24 protein-coding genes are annotated in these 21,077 nt (G+C 71.8%); 10 read left to right on the top strand and 14 right to left on the bottom strand.

Annotated features, from left to right (window positions below; all coding sequences use genetic code 11):
- Nucleotides 1-17: 17 nt before the first annotated feature.
- Nucleotides 18-1,031, bottom strand: coding sequence for an alpha/beta fold hydrolase (locus tag JAP66_RS23060; RefSeq protein ID WP_372449005.1), 1,014 nt, complete (start codon nucleotides 1,029-1,031; stop codon nucleotides 18-20).
- A 121-nt stretch (nucleotides 1,032-1,152) separates the two neighbouring features.
- Here JAP66_RS23060 and JAP66_RS23065 point away from each other — a divergent pair, with 121 nt between their 5' ends.
- Complete coding sequence (locus JAP66_RS23065) at nucleotides 1,153-1,821, top strand: TetR/AcrR family transcriptional regulator (RefSeq protein WP_235999309.1); 669 nt, start codon at nucleotides 1,153-1,155, stop codon at nucleotides 1,819-1,821.
- A 13-nt stretch (nucleotides 1,822-1,834) separates the two neighbouring features.
- On the opposite strand, the gene JAP66_RS23070 is transcribed toward JAP66_RS23065, so the two are convergent.
- Both JAP66_RS23070 and JAP66_RS23075 read right to left on the bottom strand, forming a co-directional pair.
- Entirely contained in the window at nucleotides 1,835-2,749 is a 915-nt protein-coding gene (locus JAP66_RS23070) for an alpha/beta fold hydrolase (RefSeq protein WP_199433912.1), read from the bottom strand.
- Nucleotides 2,746-3,651: an AurF N-oxygenase family protein gene (locus JAP66_RS23075; protein ID WP_199434020.1), complete on the bottom strand. Its 906-nt coding sequence runs from the start codon at nucleotides 3,649-3,651 to the stop codon at nucleotides 2,746-2,748. The genes JAP66_RS23070 and JAP66_RS23075 overlap by 4 nt, the downstream gene beginning before the upstream one ends.
- 66 nt (nucleotides 3,652-3,717) lie before the next feature.
- On the opposite strand from JAP66_RS23075, the gene JAP66_RS23080 reads away from it, so the two are divergent.
- Both JAP66_RS23080 and JAP66_RS23085 read left to right on the top strand, forming a co-directional pair.
- Nucleotides 3,718-4,488 carry a TetR/AcrR family transcriptional regulator gene (locus JAP66_RS23080; protein WP_199433913.1) on the top strand — a complete coding sequence of 257 codons (771 nt, stop codon included), beginning with the start codon at nucleotides 3,718-3,720 and terminating at the stop codon, nucleotides 4,486-4,488.
- Entirely contained in the window at nucleotides 4,485-4,820 is a 336-nt protein-coding gene (locus tag JAP66_RS23085) for a DUF4873 domain-containing protein (protein WP_199433914.1), read from the top strand. Before JAP66_RS23080 ends, JAP66_RS23085 begins: the two co-directional genes overlap by 4 nt.
- Before the next feature lie 47 nt (nucleotides 4,821-4,867).
- Here JAP66_RS23085 and JAP66_RS23090 read toward each other — a convergent pair whose 3' ends face one another.
- Nucleotides 4,868-5,098 carry a DUF3107 domain-containing protein gene (locus JAP66_RS23090; RefSeq protein WP_199433915.1) on the bottom strand — a complete coding sequence of 77 codons (231 nt, stop codon included), beginning with the start codon at nucleotides 5,096-5,098 and terminating at the stop codon, nucleotides 4,868-4,870.
- Between the two features lie 56 nt (nucleotides 5,099-5,154).
- Nucleotides 5,155-5,811, bottom strand: a complete 657-nt coding sequence (locus JAP66_RS23095; RefSeq protein ID WP_199433916.1) for a ferritin-like fold-containing protein — start codon at nucleotides 5,809-5,811, stop codon at nucleotides 5,155-5,157.
- Between the two features lie 340 nt (nucleotides 5,812-6,151).
- Here JAP66_RS23095 and JAP66_RS23100 point away from each other — a divergent pair, with 340 nt between their 5' ends.
- From JAP66_RS23100 to JAP66_RS23110, 3 genes are read left to right on the top strand one after another with little or no spacing between them, the layout of a single operon-like run.
- Complete coding sequence (locus tag JAP66_RS23100) at nucleotides 6,152-7,816, top strand: DEAD/DEAH box helicase (RefSeq protein ID WP_199433917.1); 1,665 nt, start codon at nucleotides 6,152-6,154, stop codon at nucleotides 7,814-7,816.
- Nucleotides 7,817-7,858: 42 nt separating this feature from the next.
- A complete protein-coding gene (locus JAP66_RS23105; RefSeq protein ID WP_199433918.1) occupies nucleotides 7,859-9,187 on the top strand; it encodes an Rv3212 family protein in 1,329 nt (442 codons plus the stop codon).
- The gene (locus JAP66_RS23110) at nucleotides 9,184-10,101 is read left to right on the top strand and encodes an alpha/beta fold hydrolase (protein WP_199433919.1); all 918 of its coding nucleotides are present in this window, start codon (nucleotides 9,184-9,186) and stop codon (nucleotides 10,099-10,101) included. Before JAP66_RS23105 ends, JAP66_RS23110 begins: the two co-directional genes overlap by 4 nt.
- Nucleotides 10,102-10,121: 20 nt before the next feature.
- Here the strand turns inward: JAP66_RS23110 and JAP66_RS23115 are convergent, their stop codons facing one another.
- The 6 genes from JAP66_RS23115 to JAP66_RS23140 all read right to left on the bottom strand — a co-directional run bounded on the left by JAP66_RS23115 (nucleotide 10,122) and on the right by JAP66_RS23140 (nucleotide 13,746).
- Nucleotides 10,122-10,505 carry a hypothetical protein gene (locus tag JAP66_RS23115; protein WP_199433920.1) on the bottom strand — a complete coding sequence of 128 codons (384 nt, stop codon included), beginning with the start codon at nucleotides 10,503-10,505 and terminating at the stop codon, nucleotides 10,122-10,124.
- Nucleotides 10,506-10,528: 23 nt separating this feature from the next.
- Nucleotides 10,529-11,383 carry a RecB family exonuclease gene (locus JAP66_RS23120; RefSeq protein ID WP_199433921.1) on the bottom strand — a complete coding sequence of 285 codons (855 nt, stop codon included), beginning with the start codon at nucleotides 11,381-11,383 and terminating at the stop codon, nucleotides 10,529-10,531.
- Between the two features lie 95 nt (nucleotides 11,384-11,478).
- A complete protein-coding gene (locus JAP66_RS23125; protein ID WP_199433922.1) occupies nucleotides 11,479-12,105 on the bottom strand; it encodes a MarC family protein in 627 nt (208 codons plus the stop codon).
- Nucleotides 12,106-12,109: 4 nt separating this feature from the next.
- The gene (locus JAP66_RS23130; RefSeq protein WP_199433923.1) at nucleotides 12,110-12,979 is read right to left on the bottom strand and encodes a PHP domain-containing protein; all 870 of its coding nucleotides are present in this window, start codon (nucleotides 12,977-12,979) and stop codon (nucleotides 12,110-12,112) included.
- A gap of 25 nt (nucleotides 12,980-13,004) precedes the next feature.
- Nucleotides 13,005-13,565: a PH domain-containing protein gene (locus JAP66_RS23135; protein ID WP_199433924.1), complete on the bottom strand. Its 561-nt coding sequence runs from the start codon at nucleotides 13,563-13,565 to the stop codon at nucleotides 13,005-13,007.
- A 19-nt stretch (nucleotides 13,566-13,584) separates the two neighbouring features.
- The gene (locus JAP66_RS23140; RefSeq protein ID WP_199433925.1) at nucleotides 13,585-13,746 is read right to left on the bottom strand and encodes a hypothetical protein; all 162 of its coding nucleotides are present in this window, start codon (nucleotides 13,744-13,746) and stop codon (nucleotides 13,585-13,587) included.
- A 184-nt stretch (nucleotides 13,747-13,930) separates the two neighbouring features.
- Between JAP66_RS23140 and JAP66_RS23145 the strand changes: the two genes are divergently transcribed.
- The gene (locus tag JAP66_RS23145) at nucleotides 13,931-14,329 is read left to right on the top strand and encodes an NUDIX hydrolase (RefSeq protein ID WP_199433926.1); all 399 of its coding nucleotides are present in this window, start codon (nucleotides 13,931-13,933) and stop codon (nucleotides 14,327-14,329) included.
- Nucleotides 14,330-14,425: 96 nt separating this feature from the next.
- Here the strand turns inward: JAP66_RS23145 and JAP66_RS23150 are convergent, their stop codons facing one another.
- The 3 genes from JAP66_RS23150 to JAP66_RS23160 form a co-directional block, all read right to left on the bottom strand.
- Entirely contained in the window at nucleotides 14,426-16,063 is a 1,638-nt protein-coding gene (locus tag JAP66_RS23150) for an acyl--CoA ligase family protein (protein ID WP_199433927.1), read from the bottom strand.
- 161 nt (nucleotides 16,064-16,224) lie between these two features.
- On the bottom strand, nucleotides 16,225-17,328 hold the full coding sequence (locus tag JAP66_RS23155) for a DUF2332 domain-containing protein (RefSeq protein ID WP_199433928.1): 1,104 nt from the start codon (nucleotides 17,326-17,328) through the stop codon (nucleotides 16,225-16,227).
- A gap of 86 nt (nucleotides 17,329-17,414) precedes the next feature.
- Nucleotides 17,415-17,918 carry a MaoC family dehydratase gene (locus JAP66_RS23160; protein WP_199433929.1) on the bottom strand — a complete coding sequence of 168 codons (504 nt, stop codon included), beginning with the start codon at nucleotides 17,916-17,918 and terminating at the stop codon, nucleotides 17,415-17,417.
- A 351-nt stretch (nucleotides 17,919-18,269) separates the two neighbouring features.
- Between JAP66_RS23160 and corA the strand changes: the two genes are divergently transcribed.
- The 3 genes from corA (at nucleotide 18,270) to JAP66_RS23175 (ending at nucleotide 21,072) form a co-directional block, all read left to right on the top strand.
- Entirely contained in the window at nucleotides 18,270-19,358 is a 1,089-nt protein-coding gene (gene corA / locus JAP66_RS23165) for a magnesium/cobalt transporter CorA (protein WP_199433930.1), read from the top strand.
- 199 nt (nucleotides 19,359-19,557) lie between these two features.
- Nucleotides 19,558-20,223, top strand: coding sequence for a metallophosphoesterase family protein (locus JAP66_RS23170; RefSeq protein WP_199433931.1), 666 nt, complete (start codon nucleotides 19,558-19,560; stop codon nucleotides 20,221-20,223).
- Nucleotides 20,224-20,229: 6 nt separating this feature from the next.
- Nucleotides 20,230-21,072 (top strand): ParB N-terminal domain-containing protein, encoded by an 843-nt coding sequence (locus tag JAP66_RS23175; RefSeq protein WP_199433932.1) that lies wholly within the window; start codon nucleotides 20,230-20,232, stop codon nucleotides 21,070-21,072.
- The last annotated feature ends 5 nt before the right edge of the window (nucleotides 21,073-21,077 follow it).

Consider the following 21,077-nt stretch of genomic DNA (forward strand, 5'->3'; position numbering starts at 1 on the left):
CGCGTCACCCGAACGGCCTACCAGCCGCCGGCCTCGACGGCTTCCCACATACCCAGGACCGCTCTCGCGACGGTCACCGGACGTTCCATCTGCGCCACGTGGCCGGTCCTCGGCAGCACCAGCAGCCGCGAGCGTGGCAGCGATGCCGCGGTGCGCGGAGCCCTGCGCACCGAGATCACCCTGTCCTCGGCGCCCCACACCACCAGGGTGGGCGCCGTCACGGCCGGAGCCACCGACCACAGGGACCGGGAGCCGCGGGCGAACCAGGCACGGAAGATCTCCAGCGTGCTGCGGGCCATGGCCGCGTTCGCCCAGGCGAAGTCCGCACGGGCGCTGTGCTCCTCGGCGAGCTCGGCGAGCCGGTGCTCGGGGAACGTGCCCGGGTCGGCGAAGCAGAGCCGGATGACCTGCTCCGCCCGCTCCCGCGGGCCGAGCGCGGCGAGCCTGCGGCGGACCGGCTTGCCGAGCAGCGGCAGGTAGGCGAGCGCCATCCGCGGGTCGGAGAGCCGGCGCGGGTCCGGCCGCAGGTCGGGCATCGCGGGCGAGATCAGCGTGAGCGTGCGCACCAGCCGGGGGCTGCGGGCCGCGCACATCAGCGCCACCGCGCCGCCCATCGAGTTGCCGACCAGGTGCACCGGCCCCACGCCCAGCCCGGCGACGAACTCCGCGAGCACGCCTGCGTGGGCGTCGAGACTGAAGTCGAAGCCGTCTAACGGCTCGGAGAAGCCGAAGCCGGGCAGGTCCACCGCGACACCGCCGGCCGAGGGCGCGAGCTGCGCGGCGAGGTCGGTCCAGTTGGTGGACGACCCACCGAGACCGTGCACGTAGACGACCGTCGTATCCTCTGCTCCCGGCGTGCGCCGCACGTGCAGCGCGAGACCACCCACGTTCTCCACGGTGCCTGTCCACGGCGCCTTGGCCATGTCCAGTGGCGGCAGTGGGGTGTTCGACAGCGGCACGTGGGTCAGCGGTGTACGCCGTGCGGCACCTCCCGTGGAGGGAGCGCCGGGGCGGGACAGTATCTCGGACACATCTCCAGGATGCCTCACGTCGCCGCCCTTGGCGTCCTGTGCATACCGGCGAGTAATGTTCAGGAGTGCTCCGCGAGGCGGCGAACCCCCTCGTGCGGCGACGGCGTGAACTGGAGGCGGGATGACTGAGACGGCGCGACTGCAGGGCGGCGACGGGGGCGACGGCACGGGCGCCGGGCAGTTCGGCCGCGGGGTGCGGCTACCCCGCAGCGAGCGCCGCGCGCAGTTGCTGGCCGCCGCGCAGCGGGTCTTCGCGGCGAACGGCTATCACGCCGCCGCGATGGACGACATCGCCGAGCAGGCCGGCGTCAGCAAGCCGGTGCTCTACCAGCACTTCCCCGGCAAGCTCGATCTCTACATCGCGCTGCTGGAGAGCCACGTCGACCACCTGGTCGGGCGCGTGCAGGAGGCGCTGTCGTCGACGACGGACAACAAGCAGCGGGTGCAGAACGCCGTCGGCGCGTTCTTCGACTTCGTCAACGGCGACGTCGGCGCGTTCCGCATGGTGTTCGAGTCGGACCTGCGCGGGGAGCCCGCCGTGCAGGAGGCCGTCGACCGGGCGACCTCCGCGAGCGTCGACGCGATCACCGAGACGATCACCGCGGACGCCGGTCTTGACGAGGGCAAGGCGCGGTTGCTGGCCGTCGGCCTGGTGGGGATGAGCCAGGTCAGCGCACGGTTCTGGCTCGCACATCACAGTTCGATGAGCCGCGAGGAGGCGGTGGCGCTGACCTCGACGCTGGCCTGGCGGGGCATCGGCGCCGGCTTCCCGCTGCACCAGCACTCGTGAGTGGCCACACGAGTTAGAACTCGCGTGCGCACTCACGAGTGAGCTGGGCCGCCACCTCGTGCGGCCGCTCCTGCGGGAGCATGTGCCCGGCGCCCGGACAGCGGACGAGTCGCGCGCCGGGCAGTTCGGCGGCGATGGCCTCGGCGTGCGGGAGCGGGCAGAGTCGGTCGCGATCCCCGGCGAGCACGACCGTCCGCGTGGTCCGCAGTGCGGCCAGCGCGGTGCGCCGGTCGTGCAGCGAGATGTCCTGCTGGAAACCGCCGATGCTGGCCGGGTGGGCCCGCCGCAGCTGGTCGGCGACCGAGGCGACGTCCGCGCGGCGCGGGCGCCTGCCGAACACCAGCCAGCGCGCGCCCGCCCTGGCGGCAGCGGGACGGACCGGCAGCGCGTCCCTGCGGTAGGACACCAGCAGGTCCGCCAGCCGCCGCTCGGCGCGGGCCGCCCCGCTGCCGGCCACCCCGGGCAGGCCGAGCGTGATGCGATCCAGCCCGCCGCACGACGTCGCGACGAACGCGACCCCGTCGACGCGGTCGCCGACCAGCCGGGGATGCCGGTCGGCCAGCGCCATGATCGTCATCCCGCCCATCGAGTGCCCTGCCAGCACGAGCCTGCCGTCGGGCACCCGGGCGGTGAGCAACTCGGCGAGGTCGTCGGCGAGCCGGTCGATCGTCGCGGTGCCGGGGCGCGCGGGCGCCGAAGCGCCGTGCCCACGCAGGTCGTAGCGCAGCACCCGCCGCTCCGGCGGGAGCTGCCCGACCACCCGGTTCCAGGTCCGCCGGTCCTGGGTCCACCCGTGCACGAGTACCAGCGTGGTCGCGGCCTCGCGCGGACCGGCCAGCTCGACATGCAGCGCCGTGCCGTCCCCGGTGACGAACGGCGAGGGCCGCACGACGGTGCGGGACTTGCCGGGCACGGCAGGGGCGCTCATCGGTTCGGCAGCAGGAACGACCGCCGCCACCAGCGCATGCCGGGGGCGCCGACGAGGCCTGCCTCGTCCAGGAACGGCATGATCCGTTCGCCCGCGTAGCGGACCGTGTCCTGCCAGTACGGGTTGTTCATTGCGGCCCGGTAGCCGTCGCGCGGCCGGATACCCACGGCCTTGTAGACGGCGGGGTTCACCAGGCTGCGGGTGACCTCGTGGGACACGACCGCGATCAGCAGCCGCTGGTACGCCTTCTCCCCCGGGGACAGCCCGGCCATCCCCCTGGTGACCTCCTCGCGGGCGAACGTGACGTGCCGCGCCTCCTCGAGGACGTGGATGCGGTTGACCATGCGCACGAGCGGCTGTATCTCCGGGTCGTTCATCTGCTCGCGCTGCAGGCGGTCCAGCACCTCCTCGGCGACGAGGATCGAGCCGTAGAGCGCAGGGCCGTAGCCGATGACCGGGAGGATCTTGCCCAGCCTGCGGCGCCACTTCACCGGGCCGTACGGCGGGCAGCCGACGCGCTCGGCCATCCGGGCGAACATCGTCGAGTGCCTGCACTCGTCGGCGATCTCGGTGAGCGCGTACTGCGCGTGGTTGGTCGTCGGGTCGGCGTTGTAGACCTCCTTGAGCAGCATCTGCATCAGCAGGATCTCGAACCAGAGGCCGTTGGTGGCCACGCTGGCGAGCTCGTGCTTGCCCAGCTCGATGCGCTGCTCGTGGCTCAGCCGCTCCCAGAGCTCGGTGCCGTAGAGGGTCGAGCGGTGCGCGGGGATGTAGCGCTTGCCCTCGACCAGCGGCGCGTCCCAGTCGACGTCGACCTCGGGGTCGTAGAACTTGTTCGCCGAGGACTTCAGCAGCCGCGCCGCGGTCTTCTCGCGACCGGCCTCGTCGAGGGTCCGCGTCATCCCCGTCATAGCTGCCACACCTTCCCCGTTTGCATGTAACCTCAGGTAACAGTTACTTCTGGTAGCATGAACGGCATGCCCGACCGTGTCAAGCGCCACAACAAGCACGCCAGCAAGCAGCCCGCGCCGGGCGCCGGGGATGCGCGCCGCGACCGCTGGCGCAAGCACCGCGTCGCCCGCCGCGCCGAGTTCGTGGAGGCGGCGCTGAGAGCGCTCGACGAGCACGGCCCCGAGCTGGGCATGGAAGACATCGCCGCCGCGGCCGGGGTCACCAAACCCGTGCTGTACCGGCATTTCGAGGACAAGGCGGATCTCTACCTCGCGCTCGGCCAGCGGGGTACGGAACTCCTCTTCGAGCGGCTCATCCCGGCGATCAACGCCGAGCTCGCGCCGGTGCCGCGGATCAGGATGGCGCTCGACGCCTTCTTCACGGTGATCGAGGAGCATCCGAACCTCTACCGCCTGCTGGCCCGCGGGTCGTTCCAGGACCGGCCGGTCGACGCCGACGTCGTGGCCGAGGACAAGGAGGTCATCGCCACCGCGCTGACCGCGCTGCTCGGCGACTACATGCGGATGTTCGACATGGACTCGGGCGCGGCCGAGCCGTGGGCCTACGGCATCGTCGGCATGGTCCAGAACACCGGGGAATGGTGGCTGGAGAAGCGGACGATGAGCCGCGACAGCGTGGTCGAGTACCTCACGCAGATCATCTGGGCCGCGATCGACGGCCTGACCCGGCAGCGCGGGATCGTGATCGAGCCGAACGTCCCGCTGGCGGAGAACAAGGTCGTCAAGCTGGCCGACCACGCCACCGAGAGGACGGGAGACTCAGCATGAGCGAGACCGGCGAGCACGACGAGGACGGCTACCGCGGGCCGGCCACCCTCCTGCTGGCGGACACCGAGGTGCCCGTCGAGGTCGAGCTGCGCGGGTATTTCCAGCCGATCGACGGCTACTACCACTGGTACGGCCGGGTGAAGGCGAACGAGCGGGTCTCCGAGCTCGCGCAGGGCCGGAAGAAGAAGGCCGAGATCCGCACGCCGCAGGGCTCGGCGCACGGTGAGCTGTCCGATCCGGACCCGTGGGACCGCTACCGGATCATGGGCACGAGCACGCCGCCGTTCACGCTGCCCGCCTGGTCAGAGGTCGTGAGTGCGGAGACGAGTTAGAACTCGGCTGCGCACTCACGACCGGTGGTGACCAGGCGCGGGGCGATTCAGGAACCGACGGCGAAACCGACCTTGCGAACGTCGGACGGCGCGATCTCGACGTAGGCGATCCGGTCCGCCGGAACGAGGTACTTGCGCCCCTTCTCGTCGGTCAGGCGGAACAGGCCGTCGTCGGCACCCAGCGCGTCGGAGACCAGCTTCTCGACCTCGTCGGTCGTCTGGCCGCTGGTCACCACCAGCTCCCGCGGGGTGTCCTTGATGCCGATCTTGACCTCCACGTGCGACCTCCGCCTGTGTAGCTGCCTGTGTTCGCTGCCGTTCGTTCCTGTTCAGGCTAACCGAGCCCGAGCACCTGCATCCGCTTGGTGTGGCCCTGCTGGAGCCGGCGGAACAGCGCCGCGATGCCGGAGAGGTCGCCCGACCCGCTCACGATCAGCTCGGTGAGGCCGTCCCGCTCGGCGACGATGTACTGGGCCTGGGTCAGCGCCTCGCCGAGCAGCCTGCGGCCCCACAGCGCGAGCCGGTCCCGCTGCTTGGCGTCCGCCGTGATCGCCGCGTCGACCTCGCGTTCGGCGAACGCCGAGTGGCCGGTGTCGGCCAGCACGGTGCGCACCAGCTCGCCGGTCTCGTCGTCGAGCCACTCGGCCATCTCGCGGTACAGGTCCGCCGCGAGCCCGTCGAAGACGTAGGCCTTGACCAGCGACTCCAGCCACGACTTCGGCGCCGTGGAGTTCTGGAAGGCGTCGACGTGCCCGACGAACGGCCGCATCGCGTCCTCGACCGCCACACCGTGGTCGGCCAGATGGCGCTCCAGCAGCCGGTAGTGGCCGATCTCGGCGGCCGCCATCGTGGACAGCGCGGCCCGCCCGGCCAGCGTCGGCGCGGCCCTTGCGTCCTCGGCCAGCCGGTCGAACGCCGAGAGCTCGCCGTACGCCAGCACGCCGAGCAGGTCCACCACGCCGGGGCCGATCCGCGCCTTCGCCTCAGTCACGGTTTCACCGTAGTCGGCGCCCAGGAGACCAACGACACGCCATTCGATGCGACCATGCTCACCGACCGGGTGGGTGGTCCGGTTACACTTCGAGTGGTAGTGGAGGTTTTTCCACCGTGCCGTGGTCGTGTGCCACGTGCCGCCCGGACCTCCACGACAGAAGACAGTGTGCGTGCACGCCTCGAGCGGCATTCCCGCGCAGGAACGGCTCCGCCCGTATTTCGCGGAGCGTGGAAAACGAATTCCGCGTGGTCGAGTGTCGAGCAATACCTGGCCGTGCGCGCTGGTATGAGAGAGGCGATTCGAAATCAACCAGAACGACAACCCGAGCACCGATCCGGTGGAGCTGGAGCACAGCGAGAACGGCGTGCCCCCCACCGACCCCTCACATCCGTTGCAGGCCGGTGCCCCTGTGCAGGACGAGTCCCCCACCTTCGCCGAGTTCGGCGTCCACCCCGACATCGTCAGGGCGCTCAACGAGGCGGGCATCGAACGGACGTTCGCGATCCAGTCGCTGACGCTGCCGCTCGCGCTGGGTGGCGAGGACCTGATCGGGCAGGCCCGTACGGGCATGGGCAAGACGCTCGGTTTCGGCGTCCCACTGCTGCAGCGGCTCACTGTGCCCGGCGACGGCACGCCGCAGGCGCTCGTCGTGGTGCCCACCCGCGAGCTCTGCCTGCAGGTCACCCATGACCTCACCGACGCGGCCAAGCATCTGGGCGTGCGCACCCTCGCCATCTACGGTGGCCGCCCCTACGAGCCGCAGGTCGAGGCGCTGCGCAAGGGCGTCGACCTGGTGATCGGCACCCCCGGCAGGCTGCTCGACCTCGCCGAGCAGCGGCACCTGGTGCTCGGCAAGGTCCGCGGGCTGGTGCTGGACGAGGCCGACGAGATGCTCGACCTCGGCTTCCTGCCGGACATCGAGCGCATCCTGCGGATGGTGCCGGAGCAGCGGCAGACCATGCTGTTCTCCGCCACCATGCCCGGCCCGATCATCACGCTGGCCCGCACGTTCCTCACCCAGCCGACGCACATCCGCGCCGAGGAGAACGACGCCGGTGCGGTGCACGAGCGCACCGCGCAGTTCGTCTACCGGGCGCACTCGCTCGACAAGCCGGAGCTGGTCGCCAGGGTGCTCCAGGCGACCGACCGCGGGCTCACGATGATCTTCACCCGCACCAAGCGCACCGCGCAGAAGGTGGCCGACGATCTCGCGGAGCGCGGTTTCGCCGCCGCGGCGGTACACGGCGACCTGGGCCAGGGCGCCCGTGAGCAGGCGCTGCGCGCGTTCCGCTCCGGCAAGGTGGACGTGCTGGTCGCCACCGACGTCGCCGCCCGTGGCATCGACGTCACCGACGTCACGCACGTGGTCAACTACCAGACGCCGGACGACGAGAAGACCTACATCCACCGGATCGGCCGCACCGGCCGCGCCGGCAAGACCGGCGTCGCCGTCACCCTCGTCGACTGGGACGAGACGCCACGCTGGAAGCTGATCTCCGACGCGCTGGGCCTGGACATGCCGGAGCCCGCGGAGACCTACTCGACGTCGAAGCACCTCTACAGCGACCTCGGCATCCCGGCGGACGCCACCGGCAGGCTCCCCATGGGCAAGCGCACCAGGGCGGGGCTTTCCGCCGAGCCGGAGGAGGACTTCGGCGGCAAGCGCCGGGACCACTCCGGCCCCGCACGCTCGCGGAGCGGGCGCGGCACCCCGCGCCGGCGCACCCGCGGCGGCGGGGAGGCGGCCGGGACCGGAGCCACCGGATCCACCGACACGGCGAAGACCGAGGCGGACGGCAGTGCTGGTGGCGGTGGCGAGAGCGGCCGGCCACGGCGGCGGCGTACCCGCGGCGGCGGCAACAAGCCGGCAGGCGAGGCCGCCGCCACCACCGAGAACCGCGAGCCCGGCTCCGGTGACGGCGGCGAGCGGCCTGCCCGGCGCCGCAGGCGGCGGCGTGGCGGCACACCCAACACGGCCGAGACGCCCGCCTCGGCAGACTGATCCCGGACGCGTTCGCCGGACCAGGATCAGGAGCACGAGGACGTGAACGAGCCGCACGGGAGGCATCGCAGGGCCGAGACCGGCGTCGGCGCGGAGGACGTGCTCGCCACGTCCTCCCCCGCCGAGCACACCGGCCCCCGGCACTCCGCGGCGCCCCGCGTGCGCCGCTCGCCGTGGGACCGGCGGCGCGACCGCGTCCTCGCCGCGCTCCTGGTCGTGGCGTGGGTCGCGGCGGGCGTGCTGGTGTGGACGTTCAGCGACAGCCGGGCGACCACCCAGGAGACGGCCGCACCGCCCCCGGCGCTGCCCCCCGCGCCGGAGTCGGTGCCGGACGATCTCGCCGAGGTGTGGCGAGCGCCGAGCGACGCGACCCCCGTGCCGGTCGCGGAGGACTCCGCGGTGGTGGCCGCGTCGGACGGGGAGGTCACCGGGCGTGATCCGCTGACCGGCGAGGTGCGCTGGCGCTACGCCAGGGATCTCCAGCTGTGCACGGTCGCCGGCGCGTGGTCGAAGGCGGTGGCCGTCTACCGCAAGGACACCGGCTGCAGCGAGGTCACCCAGCTCGACCCGGCCACCGGCCACCGCACCGCGCAGCGAAACGGCGACGCCGAACTCGGGACCAGGCTGGTGGTCGGCGAGGGACACGTGACCGCCACCGGCGAGCGCCTGCTCAACACGTGGCGCGACGACCTGGTCAAGAGCATGGAGTACGGCCGCGTCCCGGCCAAGGTGAACCCGGACCGGCAGCCGCGCACCGGCTGCGTGTACGACTCGGTGGCGGCGGGCGCGGGCAAGGTCGGCGTCGTCGAGAGCTGCCCGCGGGAGACGGGCGACCGGCTGACCGTGCTGAAGGCGGCCGGGGAGAACGCCGACGAGCCTGAGTCGGAGTTCAGCACGGTGCTGCCCGAGCGCGGCGCACAGCTGGTGGCGATGTCGGGCGACTTCACGGCCGTCGCCCTGCCGGAGCGCGACCGGCTGGTGGTTTACGACGCCGAGGGCATCCAGCACGCCGCCTACCCGCTGGAGGTGCCGGACTCCGACCTCACGGCCAACCCGCCGGGGCGGGTGGCGCCGACCGCGAAGGGCATCGAGAACGTCTACTGGTTCACCGGGTCCAGCACGGTCGCGCTGTCCAGGGCCGACCTGGCTCCGCGATGGACACTCGAAGGGACGCTCGGACCCGGCACCGTCTTCGGCAAGCAGATCGTCGTACCGGTCGAGAGTGGGCTCGCCGTGCTCGACGAACTCACCGGCGACACCGCCGGGACGGTCGCCGTCGACCGGCGTGGCTATGCCGGGCCGGTCCGGCTGAACGCCATCGGCCCGGTACTGCTGGAACAGCGCGGCGGCACCCTGGTGGCACTGCGATGAGCGAGCCGGCTCCCCAGGAGCAGGCGTTCTCGCAGCTCTCGCCGCACGGCGGCAGGCGGATCGAGCTGGCAGGCCGCTACGGGCCGATCGCGGCACTGGCCGGCCCGGCACCGGCCGATCCGATCGCCACCGTCCTGCTGCTGCCCGGATACACCGGTTCCAAGGAGGACTTCGCCCCGCTGCTCGGCGGCATCGCGGGTGGCGGCTTCCGGCCCGTCGCCGTCGACCTGCCCGGGCAGTACGAGTCGCCGGGCCCGGACGACGAGTCGCTTTACCTGCCCGCGGCGCTGGGCGAGGTCGTCGCGGAGCTGATCGGCAGGCTCGCCGAGGACGGTCCGCCAGTGCTGCTGCTCGGGCACTCCTACGGAGGTCTCGTGGCGCGCGGCGCGGTGCTCGCCGGCGCGCCGCTCGCGGGACTGACGCTGCTGGACAGCGGCCCCGGCAGGCTGCCGGACGGCGCCCGGCTGCACGCCCTCGTGCTCGGTGAGCCGCTGATGCGGGCACAGGGCGTGGACGCCGCCTACGCGCTCAGGGAGCGGCTCGACACCCGCGTTCCCGGCCACGCCGCCGAGTTGAAGGAGTTCCTCCGCACCCGCTTCGTCGCGTCGAGCGCGGCCGGCCTGCTCGGCATCGCGCTCGCCCTGCGGACCGAACCGGACCGGGTGGCCGAGACGGCCGAGGTGCTGCGGCGGCGGGAGGTCCGGCGGCTCGTGGTCGCCGGTGAGCACGACGACGCGTGGAGCGTGCCCGCGCAGCGGGACATGGCGCGGCGGCTGGACGCGCCGTTCGCCGTGGTCGAGGGCGCGGGGCACTCCCCGAACACGGAGAATCCGGCCGGGCTGCTGGAGATCCTGCTGCGCCGTTGGCGGTCATGGTTCGGCACGTCACCGGCACCGGCTCCGGCGCGGCGCTGATCACCGGCTCACCGGCCCGGTCACCACCAGAACAGCCACAGCACGGCACCGGTGAGCACCAGCACCGTGGCCCCCGCCGTAGCGGCGGGCAGGCCACGGCCACGGTCGGCGAACCGCTGCGCGACCAGTGCGAGCACGGCGGCGGCGAGGTGCCCGGTGACCCAGCCCGCGCCGGGGCCGGTGCCGGCGCTGCCCCAGCCGGCCACCTGGGCACCGGCGACCGCGAGTGCGAGCAGGACGAGCCCCGCCGCGAGCGAACCGGTCAACCCTCGCCACCAGCGGCCCCGCCTGACCCGGCGAGGCTCCGCTGCCCGCGCGGGCTGCGGAGCCTCGCCGGTATCCGCCGCCTCGGTGTGCAGCGGCGACGCGCGCTCCTTCGGCGCGGACTTCGCTCGGTCGTACACGTTCGTTCCCGTGTGTTCTCGGCTCACGGGGCAAGCAGCTCCCATGAGCGGGCTGCGGGCGCGGCCCGCTGCCCCTCGGTACAGCTCGGCCGGAAGTCGCACCACGCGCAGCGCCGTCCGGTCCTGGCGGGGAACAGCTCGTCCGCGTCCCCGCTCTCGGCAAGGGTATCCGTCGCCGTCCGCAGCTCCGCCGCGGTCTCACCGGCGCGGCCGAGCTGGCGACGCAGGCTCTGCGCGGTGTGCTCGGCCGCGGCGACCGTGCCGGTCGGCACATGGTGCAGCTCGACGCGGTGGCACGGCTTGTGCAGGGTGCGGGCCGCGGCCACGGCGTACATGGCGAGCGCCTGGGCGCCACGGGCCTCGTCCTCGTCGGGCTCCCGCCTGCCGGTCTTGTAGTCGACGATCACCAGCTCGTCGTCGCGGTCGTCGATCCGGTCGGCGCGGCCCTCCACGATCAGCGACGGCGGCCCCTCGTCCGTGCTGACCGACGCGGACACCCAGCGTTCCAGGCCGACGGGATCCGCGGAGACATCGTGCTGGTCGACGTATCCGGCGACCCAGCCCCTGGCCCGCTCGCGGTACTCGGCCGCCTGTTCGGCGTCGAGGAAGCCGCCGTCCTTCCAGTGCTCGGTGACCAGCGCGGCCGCCCGGGCCGGCGTGCGCCGCTCGGCGGGCAGGTCGAACAGCGCCCGCAGCGCGTTGTGCACCACGGCGCCGAGCGTGCTGTGCGCCCACGGGCCGGTGCGCTGCGGGACAGGCCGGTCGAGGTAGCTCAGGCGGTAGCGGCGCGGGCAGTCGTCGAACGTCGCCAGCCGCGCCGGGGTCACCTTCGTCAACCGGCGTGGCTGCACCTCGAAGTCGAACCCGAGCTGCGCCAAGTCACTCACCCCCTGAACGGCCGACAGCAACCGCCGCTCACCCTACGCACCGGCCCCGACACTCCCGCGCCGTGGCGCAGCGAGAGAGCGGGCGATCACGCGCCGGTGACGAAGCCACGGACCGAGTCGGCGACCAGCTGCACCGCGATCGCGGCCAGCAGCAGGCCGGCGATCTTCGCGAGCAGGGTGATCCCGCTCTCCCGGACCACCCTGATCACCACGCCCGAGTAGCGCATGCATGCCCACAGCACCACGTGCACGGTGACGATCGCCAGCGCCAGCGCGATGTAGGCGCCCAGCTGCGCCTGCGCCTCCCGGACGAACACGATGGTCGCGGCGATCGCCCCCGGACCGGCCAGCAGCGGCGTGCCCAGCGGCACGAGTGCGACGTTGACGTCCTCGGCCGCCTCCGGCTCCGTACCACCGCGACCGGTGAGCAGGTCGAGCGCGATGAGCAGCAACAGCAGCCCACCCGCGCCCTGCAACGCAGGGATGCCGATGCCGAGATACGCCAGCACCGCCTGGCCCGCCACGGCGAACAGCGAGATCACCACCAGCGACACCAGCACGGCCTGCCGGGCCGCCCGCGCCCGCGCCGCGGGCGGCTTGCGCCCCACCAGGCTCAGGAAGACGGGCACGGTGCCGGGCGGGTCCAGGATCACCACGAGCGTGATCGTCGCCTCGAAGAAGAGAGTGACGTCGAAGTAGTCCCCGAACGTCACGGCCTCAGCCCACCTGCACCGGCGCGCCGGACGCCTGCTCCACCAGCGCTTCGAACTGGTCCGGGGCCGTGGTCTCCTGGCCGATCCGGATGGTCTTGTTGGTGCCGTGGTAGTCGCTGGAGCCGGTGCGCGCCAGGTCCAGCCGCCGCGCCAGCTCCCGCAGCTCGGCGCGGGCCGCCTCGTCGTGGTTGGGGTGATCCACCTCGAGCCCGGCCAGCCCGCGCGCGGCCAGCGCCGCGATCACCTCGGGCGTCACCATCGGCCCGCGCGACGCCGCGAACGGGTGTGCGAGCACGGTCACGCCGCCCGCCTCGCGGATCATGTCGATCGCGTCCTCGACCGGTGTGTCCGCACGGGGCACGTAGTAGCCGCGCCCGTTGCCGAGGAAGCTCGCGAACGCCTCGTCGACGGTCTCCACCAGGCCGGCACGCACGAGCGCCTGCGCCAGATGGGGGCGGCCCGCGGGCGCGTCCGGGTGCAGCAGCCCCAGAATCTCGTCGGGATCGACCGGCAGCCCGTCATCGGCCATCCGCACGGCCATCGCGCGCAGACGCGCGCGCCGCTCGCCCCGCAGCCGCTGCTGCTCGGCGACGAGCACCGGGGACGTGGGGTCGAACAGGTACGCGAGCAGGTGCACGCTCACCCGGCGGCCGTACGCGTCCACCGACTCGCACGACAGCTCGGCGCCCGGCACGAGCCGGATGCCGGGCCGCAGCGCCTGGATGGCGGGCTGCCAGCCCGCCGTGGTGTCGTGGTCGGTCAGGGCGATGACGTCCAGACCCGCACGGACGGCCGCGTCGACCAGGCCCGCCGGGCTGTCGGTGCCGTCGGAGACCGTCGAGTGGGTATGCAGGTCGATGAGCACACCGCCCATTGTCGACGACCGGCGCCCGGTGAGGTCAGCCGACCATCCGCTTGCCGCGGGCGGCGCGCTGCGCCTTGATCATCGAGAAGCGCTCCGCCTGCTTCTGCTTGTCGCCGAACACCAGGTCGGAGATGGTGTCGTAGAACTCCTCCGGCCGCGGCAGGTAGCCGATCCGGTTGAGCGCCTGTATCTGCCCCGCCGACTCGACGACCATCGTGCCGTAGCCGAAGATGCGGCCCCAGAACGTGCGCTCGTACGTGAGGTCGGTGACCTTGGTGATGGGCATCATCAGGACCTTCGTGGTCCACACTCCGGTGGTCATGATGAACCGCTTGTCGGTGACGACGAGCCGTTCGACCCACCACTCGATCACCTGGTAGGCGAAGCGCAGCACCACGATCAGCGCGGCGTACCAGAGCACGTTCTGCAGTACCCACATCGCCGGCGGGAGGATGTAGGAGATCATCACGCAGATCGCGAGAAGCGCGACGGCCTCGAACGTGTCCCAGATCAGGCAGGCCCAGTGCCGCCGGACCCGGATGACCCTGCGCTCGGTGTCGAGCAGGTACTCGTCTGGATCCCGCGGCGCGAACATGATGGCAGCGTAACGCCGATCAGCTGAATACGCTGCTGACGAAGGTGATGACGGACTCGGCGGCGTCGCGGAGGAAGCCGATGATGTTGTTCACGAGGCCCGCCGCGTTTCCTGGTTGCGCGATCACGAAGAAGAGGACCAACGCGATACCAGCGATTGTCGCAAGCTTTTTCGCGTTCACGGCAATGTATCCCGTCTCTCGAGTGCAGACCTGTACGGCAAGGTGCCACTAAGTTTGTACCGCACTGCGGAGCGTTACGGGAGGAAAGTCCCGCGCTTGGGTCAGCCGTCTGCGAAAATCGCCGCCGCCAACTACCCTGCGTGACTGGGTGGTGGCGGCGACCACCACCGGCGGAAGGAATGCGATGAGCCTGGTGCGCTGTGTCGGCGCGATCGTGCACGACGACGCGGGCCGGCTGCTGCTGGTCCAGCGGGCACACGAGCCCGCGAGAGGCCGCTGGACGCTGCCCGGCGGGCGGGTCGAGGCCGGCGAGTCCGACCCCGACGCGCTGGCCAGGGAGCTGCGCGAGGAGACCGGCCTGCGGGTGCTGCCCGGTGCTCTCGTCGGCACCGTCGTGCGCGGCCCGTACGAGATCTTCGACTACGCGTGCGCGGTGGACGGCGGCCGGCTCGTGGCGGGCGACGACGCCGCCGACGCCCGCTGGGTGAACGCGGCCACGTTCGGCGAGCTCGCCGGTCAGGGCGCCCTGACCGAAGGGCTCGCCGAGATCCTGCGGGACTGGGACGCCCTGCCGAGGGCCTGAGTCACCTCTCGTGAGTGCGCACACGAGTTAGAACACTGTTACGCACTCACGACCGGTGACCTGCGGAAACAGTGCGCCCTGGTGTTGTCGGGGTGCTCAGCCCCGGACGCGGCCCTCGCGCCCGGCCCACTCCCGCTCGCGCAGCTGGAACTTCTGGATCTTGCCGGTGGATGTCTTCGGCAGCTCGGTGACGAACTCCACCCGCTCCGGCACCTTGTACCGCGCGATCTGCGAACGAGCGTGTTCCAGCAGGTCGTCGGTGCCGACGGACTCCCCCGGCCGGCACACCACGTAGGCCTTGGGCCGCTCTCCCCACCTGTCGTCGGGAACCCCCACCACGGCCACCTCCAGCACAGCCGGATGCGAGTCGAGGGCCGCCTCGACCTCGATCGTCGAGATGTTCTCGCCCCCGGAGACGATGATGTCCTTCGCGCGGTCGCGCAGCTCGATGTAGCCGTCCGGATGCCACACGCCGAGGTCGCCGGAGTGGAACCAGCCGCCGCGGAACGCCTTCGCGGTGGCCTCCGGATCGGCGAAGTAGCCGGACATGACGTTGTTCCCGCGCATCACCACCTCGCCCATCGTGGCGCCGTCCCGCGGCACGTCGCGCAGCTGGTCGTCGACCACCCGAACACCGTCGGTGACCACCATCCCGACACCCTGCCGCGCCAGCAGCCTGCTGCGGGCGTCCACGTCGAGCCCGGCCCAGCCGTCCTGCCACTCGCAGACCGTGTAAGGGCCGTAGGTCTCGGTCAGGCCGTACACATGCACCAACCGCGCACCGAGCGCGGACATCCGTTTGATCACCGTCGGGCTCGGCGGCGCGCCCGCCGTCGTCACGACCACCTCGCGCGCGAGCGGATGCGCGGCTTCGTGGTTGGCGATCGTGTTCAGCACGGTCGGGGCGCCGTTGAGGTGCGTGACGCCCTCGGCGTCGAGCAGCCGCCAGATCTCGGCGCCGTCGACCGCGCGCAGGCACACGTGCGTACCGCCGACGGCCGTGATGGCCCAGGTGGTGCACCAGCCGTTGCAGTGGAACATCGGCAGTGTCCACAGGTAGCGCGACTCGCTGGTGTGCCGGGAGTGCACCAGCTCGGCGAGGGAGTTCAGGTACGCACCGCGGTGGTGGTACATCACGCCCTTGGGCCTGCCGGTGGTGCCGGACGTGTAGTTGATCGAGATCGTGGCGCGCTCGTCGGCGACGGCCCACGGCAGGGGCTCGTCACCGGGCTCGTCGCCCCTGGCGAGCAGGTCGGCGTAGGAGAGGCCGCCGACCGCCGGGTCCGGGCTCGCGCCGGAGGCCGGGTCGGTCACCGTGACGATCTCGTGCACGGGTGCGTCGCCGGGCACGGAGCCGTGCAGGGCCGCGTCCACGACCAGCATCCTGGCGCCGGAGTGCTCCAGGATGTAGCGGATCTCGGCAGGCGCGAGCCGCGTGTTGATCGCCACCAGCACCCCGCCGGCCAGCGGTACCGCGAAGTGGGCGACGAGCATCTCCGGGATGTTCGGCAGCAGGTAGGCGACCCGGTCGCCGGGCCCGATGCCCGAAGCGCGCAGTGCGTGCGCAACCCGGGTCGTCTCGGCGGCGAAGGCACGATAGTCGATCCGCCGTTCGCCGTAGGAGATCGCGACCTTGTCGCCGAAGACCTCCGCGGAGCGCTCCAGAAAGGACAGCGGGGTGAGCGGGGTGAACCAGGTGTCGCCGGTCGCTGCGTTGTCTTGGGTGACGCCCATCACCCCATCCTCACCAGTGCTCCCGCCGCTCACAACCTCTGGATGGAGACCACCCGCGAGTCCCCCGTCCCTGCCCGCGAGTTGCCCGTTGGCGGGAGCGGGCGTGCGCAGCCGCAGTACGCGAACGCAGAACTCGCGGGCCTGAGCGGGGGACTCGCGGGTTAGGCGAGCCAGGTCATGCGACCGCCGTGCGGGGCGGCCAGCGCCAGCGCCTGCGCACGCACCTGGTCCCTTTCCCACGTCGCGACGCCCACGACCGCCTGCTGCGTGCGCTCGTAGTCCAGCTCGTCGCGGCCGGGCAGCACGTGCCGCAGCCCGGCGGCGTACACCTCCTGGCTGACCCACCACAGTGGACGTTCGGCGGCCAGCCGCCCCAGCGCGGCGACGAACTCCGGCCTGCGCTCCTCGGCCAGGTAGGACAGCACATGACTGGTGAACACGATCAGCGGCAGCTCCGCGGGCACGCGCGCCGCGGCGGCGGGCAGGTCGTCCACCGCGTCCCCGGCGACCAGCTCGGGGGTACTCCTGCGCTGCGCGGCCGCGGCCGTGCGCAACGACCTGGTCCGGTCCGGCTGGTCGGCCCACACGCACGCCTCCAGCCAGGCGAGCTCCTCCTCGTCACCGGCGTCCACCGGCGACCGGTCCAGACCCACCTTCGCGCCGGTGGCGAGCTTCTTGGGCAGCTTCGGCAGCGCCGCGCCCGTCCCGAGCTCCAGCGCGCAGTGCAGCCCGACGGCAGCCTTCGCCGGCCCGGCGGTGAGCTGCTCGCCACCGTCGCACTGGTACCGGTAGGAAAAGGTGTCCATACCGAGCAGCAGCCCCGCGCTACAGCCGACCTCGAGCAGGCCGACCTTGCCGCGAGCCTGCTTGGCGGCCAGCGCCACCACCGGATACAGGGTCGCCGCGCGGCGCACCTCGTTGGTCTGGGTGGTGCGCGTGCGCATGATCTCGCGCACCCGGTCGGCCCGTTCGAGCAGGAACGTGCGGAACATCGGCCACGTCTCGGAGTCCATCCCGTCCATCCCGCCGAGCGACGGGTAGTAACGCGACAGCTCGTGGATCGGCTCGGCCTGGACGAGCCGGTGCGCGGCGGCCAGCAGCAGCGTGGGGTGCGCGTCGTCCGGCGGCGCCTCGGCGAGCAGCTCCGCGACGTCGGTGTCCTCCGCGGCCTTGGCGGCCAGGTGCTCGTAGAGCGGCGACAGGCCGGCCGCCTCCCGCTCGGCGAACCGGCGCAGCCGCCGCCGGACCAGCTCCAGCTCACTCATGGGGCACCGGCCGCCCCGGCTGCTCACCGTGCAGCATCGGCCTCACTCGTCCCTCGCTCGGCGTGTCGCGGCTCGCCGCCGACAGCTCACTCATGGGGCACCGGCCGCCCCGGCTGCTCACCGCCCCGGGACTCCCCGTACGAACGCTTCGGCACCATGACCTTCCGGCGGAACGTGCACACGATCAGGCCGTCCTGCTTGTACCCGCGCGTCTCCACGTACACGACCCCACGGTCGTCCTTGGACTTCGACGGCGTCTTGTCGAGCACCTCGGTCTCACCGTAGATGGTGTCGCCGTGAAACGTCGGCTTGACGTGGCGCAGCGACTCGACCTCCAGGTTCGCGATCGCCTTGCCGGAAACGTCCGGTACCGACATCCCGAGCAGCAGCGAGTAGATGTAGTTGCCCACCACGACGTTCTTGCCGAAGTCGGTGGTCTCCCCCGCGTAGTGCGCGTCCAGATGCAGCGGATGGTGGTTCATCGTCAGCAGGCAGAACAGGTGGTCGTCGTACTCGGTGACGGTCTTGCCCGGCCAGTGCCTGTACACCGCGCCCACCTCGAACTCCTCGAAGTACCGCCCGAACTGCACGTCTGGTCCTCCTCGCTGTCGCGGCGCCCGCGCGCCCGCAAGTAACGTCACACCGCCCTGCGACGACGTCACATGATGTTGAGGAGTACCCTCGACTATTGGCACAGATCGCGTCAACGCGAGCAAGGCCACGCCGACCCGAAGGAGGTGAGGAACGCAACATGAGCAGTGGCGATAGTCCGCTCCCTAGTACGACCAGCGTTCCCGCCCATGGGATCGGCCGCGCTTCCCACTGAGGCGCAGTCTCCTGTGAGCCCGGCAGGTTCTCCGGCCGGAGCGCTGGTTCGCCGAGCGGACGACCTTCCGCCCGGCCCGTCGTCATGATCAACGACGTCACAGCCTGGAGATCCCATGCCCGCCATTCCTTCCCTCGGCAACCTCCGCGGCCGGGGCAACGGCCGCGCCACACGTACCGGTCAGCCGCACGTTCCCGTGCCGCTGTCCGCGTACGTCGTCGACTGCGGCGTCTACGTGGGTGGCGAACGGCAGCCCGGCCCGTGGACGCACAGCGAGGCCATCCAGGAGGTCCGCTCCCGCGGTGAGGGCTTCGTCTGGATCGGCCTGCACGAGCCGGACGCGCAGCAGATCCAGGGCGTCGCCGAGACGTTCGGCCTGCACGAGCTGGCCGTCGAGGACGCCGTGCACGCCCACCAGCGGCCCAAGCTGGAGCGCTACGACGAGACGCTCTTCATGGTCTTCCGGACCGTGCGCTACGTCGAGCACGACTCACCGACCACCGCCAACGAGATCGTCGAGTCCGGCGAGCTGATGGCGTTCCTCGGCACCGACTTCATCATCACCGTCCGGCACGGCAACCACGCCGGTCTCGCGCACCTGCGGCGCGAGCTCGACGCCGACCCGGAGCGCCTCGCCGCCGGGCCCGCGTCGGTACTGCACGCGATCGCCGACCACGTCGTCGACCACTTCCTCGACGTGACCGACCGCATCGAGGACGACATCGACGAGATGGAGACCGAGGTCTTCGCGCCGCGCACCGGCGTGACGTCCGAGCAGATCTACCTGATGAAGCGCGAGATCCTGGAGCTGCGCCGCGCGGTGTCCCCGCTGGCGACACCGCTGCGCAGGCTCGCCGAGGGCTACACCCGGCTGGTGCCCGACGAGGTGCGCTCCTACTTCCGCAACGTGCACGACCACGTCACGACCGTCGCGGAGCGGGTCACCGCCTTTGACGAGCTGCTCACCACGCTCGTCGACGCCACGCTCGGCAAGATCACCCTCCAGCTCAACTCCGACATGCGCAAGATCACGGCGTGGGCGGCGATCATCGCCGTTCCCACGGCGCTCGCCGGGATCTACGGCATGAACTTCGACTACATGCCCGAGCTGCACTGGCGCTACGGCTACCCGATGATCATCGCGGTCATCCTCACCATCTGTCTGGTGCTCTACCGGATCTTCCGGAAGAACCGATGGCTTTAGGGGCATCGCGCCCCCGCCTCCGCTCTTCCGCGAGTTCCTCTCGACAGCAGACTGGAGTACCGCCATGGCCCGGATGCTCACCAACATCAAGTTCTGGGGGCTGACCGCCGCCCTCGTCTGGATCGTCGTCGTCACCGCCGTGATCACGAAGAACCCGGACTTCGCGCTCGGCGCCCGGTAACCGGCCTACCCTGGGGCCATGCCACGGGCGCTGGTGGTCGCCGACGAGGTCGACGAGCGGCTGTGGACCGGCGCGGTTCACGGCCTCTCCGTCGACCTCGTCCTGTCCGCGGGCGACCTGCCGTTCGACTACCTGGAGTTCCTGTCGAGCGCGCTGGACCGGCCGCTCGTGTTCGTCCCCGGCAACCACGACCCGGACCTGTCCGGGTTCACCCGCTACGGCGGCCTTTCCATGCGCGACGGCTTCCCGGCGCGCTGGCCGGGCCCGGCCGGCGGGACCAACGCCGACGGGCACGTCGTGGACGCCGCCGGTCTCCGGATCGCCGGCCTCGGTGGTTCCGTGCGCTACAGCGACGGGCCCAACCAGTGGACGCAGGCCCAGCAGGCGCGCCGGGCCCGCCGGCTCATGCGCCGCGCCCGGTGGCGCGCGTGGCGGGACGGCGGGCCCGTCGACGTCCTGCTGACGCACTCGCCGCCGCGCGGTGTCGGGGACCGCGACGACCCGCCGCATCACGGGTTCGGTTGCCTGCACCCCGCGGTGCGGCGGCTGCGGCCGGACTGGCTGCTGCACGGGCACATCCACCCGTACGGCGAACATCCCGCCGAGCACCGGATCGACGGAACCCGGGTGCGCAACGTGGTGGGTGCGCACGTGCTCGAACTGGGCCGGACACAGGGGGGCTGAGCCGTCGTGAACAGAGACACCGGATTCCCGCGCGCCGACGCCGAGCACGACTTCCTGCGGGCCCGGCGCAGGCAGGTCCTCTCGCGCCTGGCGACATGGCTGCGCCGCGAGCCCGACGACGTCAACATCATGCTGCCGTTCGACGAGGTCGTCGAGGCGCTGGGCTGGAACGGCGAGCGCCGCATCGGGCTGCACGTGATCCGGCTGGACTCCATCGTCGGCAGTGTCGACCGCGGCCGCGACTTCGACCGCCGCTTCCGGCCGACGTCCGGCCGGGTCCGCGAACGCTGGGAACGGCTGGCGCTGGCCAGCAGGCGCGGGGAGAGCATCCCGCCGATCGAGGTCTACCGCGTCGGGGAGCTGCACTTCATCATCGACGGGCATCACCGGGTGTCGGTCGCGCACGCACGCGGGCTGAGCACCATCGACGCGCTGGTGACCGAGGTCCGCACGAAGCTCGGCCCCGGTGGCATCCGCTACCGCGGCGACCTGATCGTCAAGGACTACCGCAGGCTGTTCCTGGAGCGGGTACCGCTGACCGGGCAGGCCCGGATGTCGATCGTGCTCTCCGACCCGTGGGACTACGCCGAGCTCGGCGAGCACATCGAGGCGTGGGGCTTCCGGCTGATGCAGGACGAGGGCGCCTTCCTCGACCGCGCGACGGTGGCGGCACGCTGGTACGAGTCGGAGTACGTACCTGTGGTGCGCATGCTGCGGCAGGCCGATCTGATCGGTGACCGCACCGAGGCGGAGGCGTACATGTGGGTGGCGGGCGAGCGCTACCGGCTCATCCGCACGCATCGCTGGGACGACGAGGTGATCGAGGCGCTGCGTCCGCGGCGCAGGTGAGCGCC

Source organism: Qaidamihabitans albus (assembly GCF_016464705.1).
Classification (GTDB): Bacteria; Actinomycetota; Actinomycetes; order Mycobacteriales; family Pseudonocardiaceae; genus Qaidamihabitans; species Qaidamihabitans albus.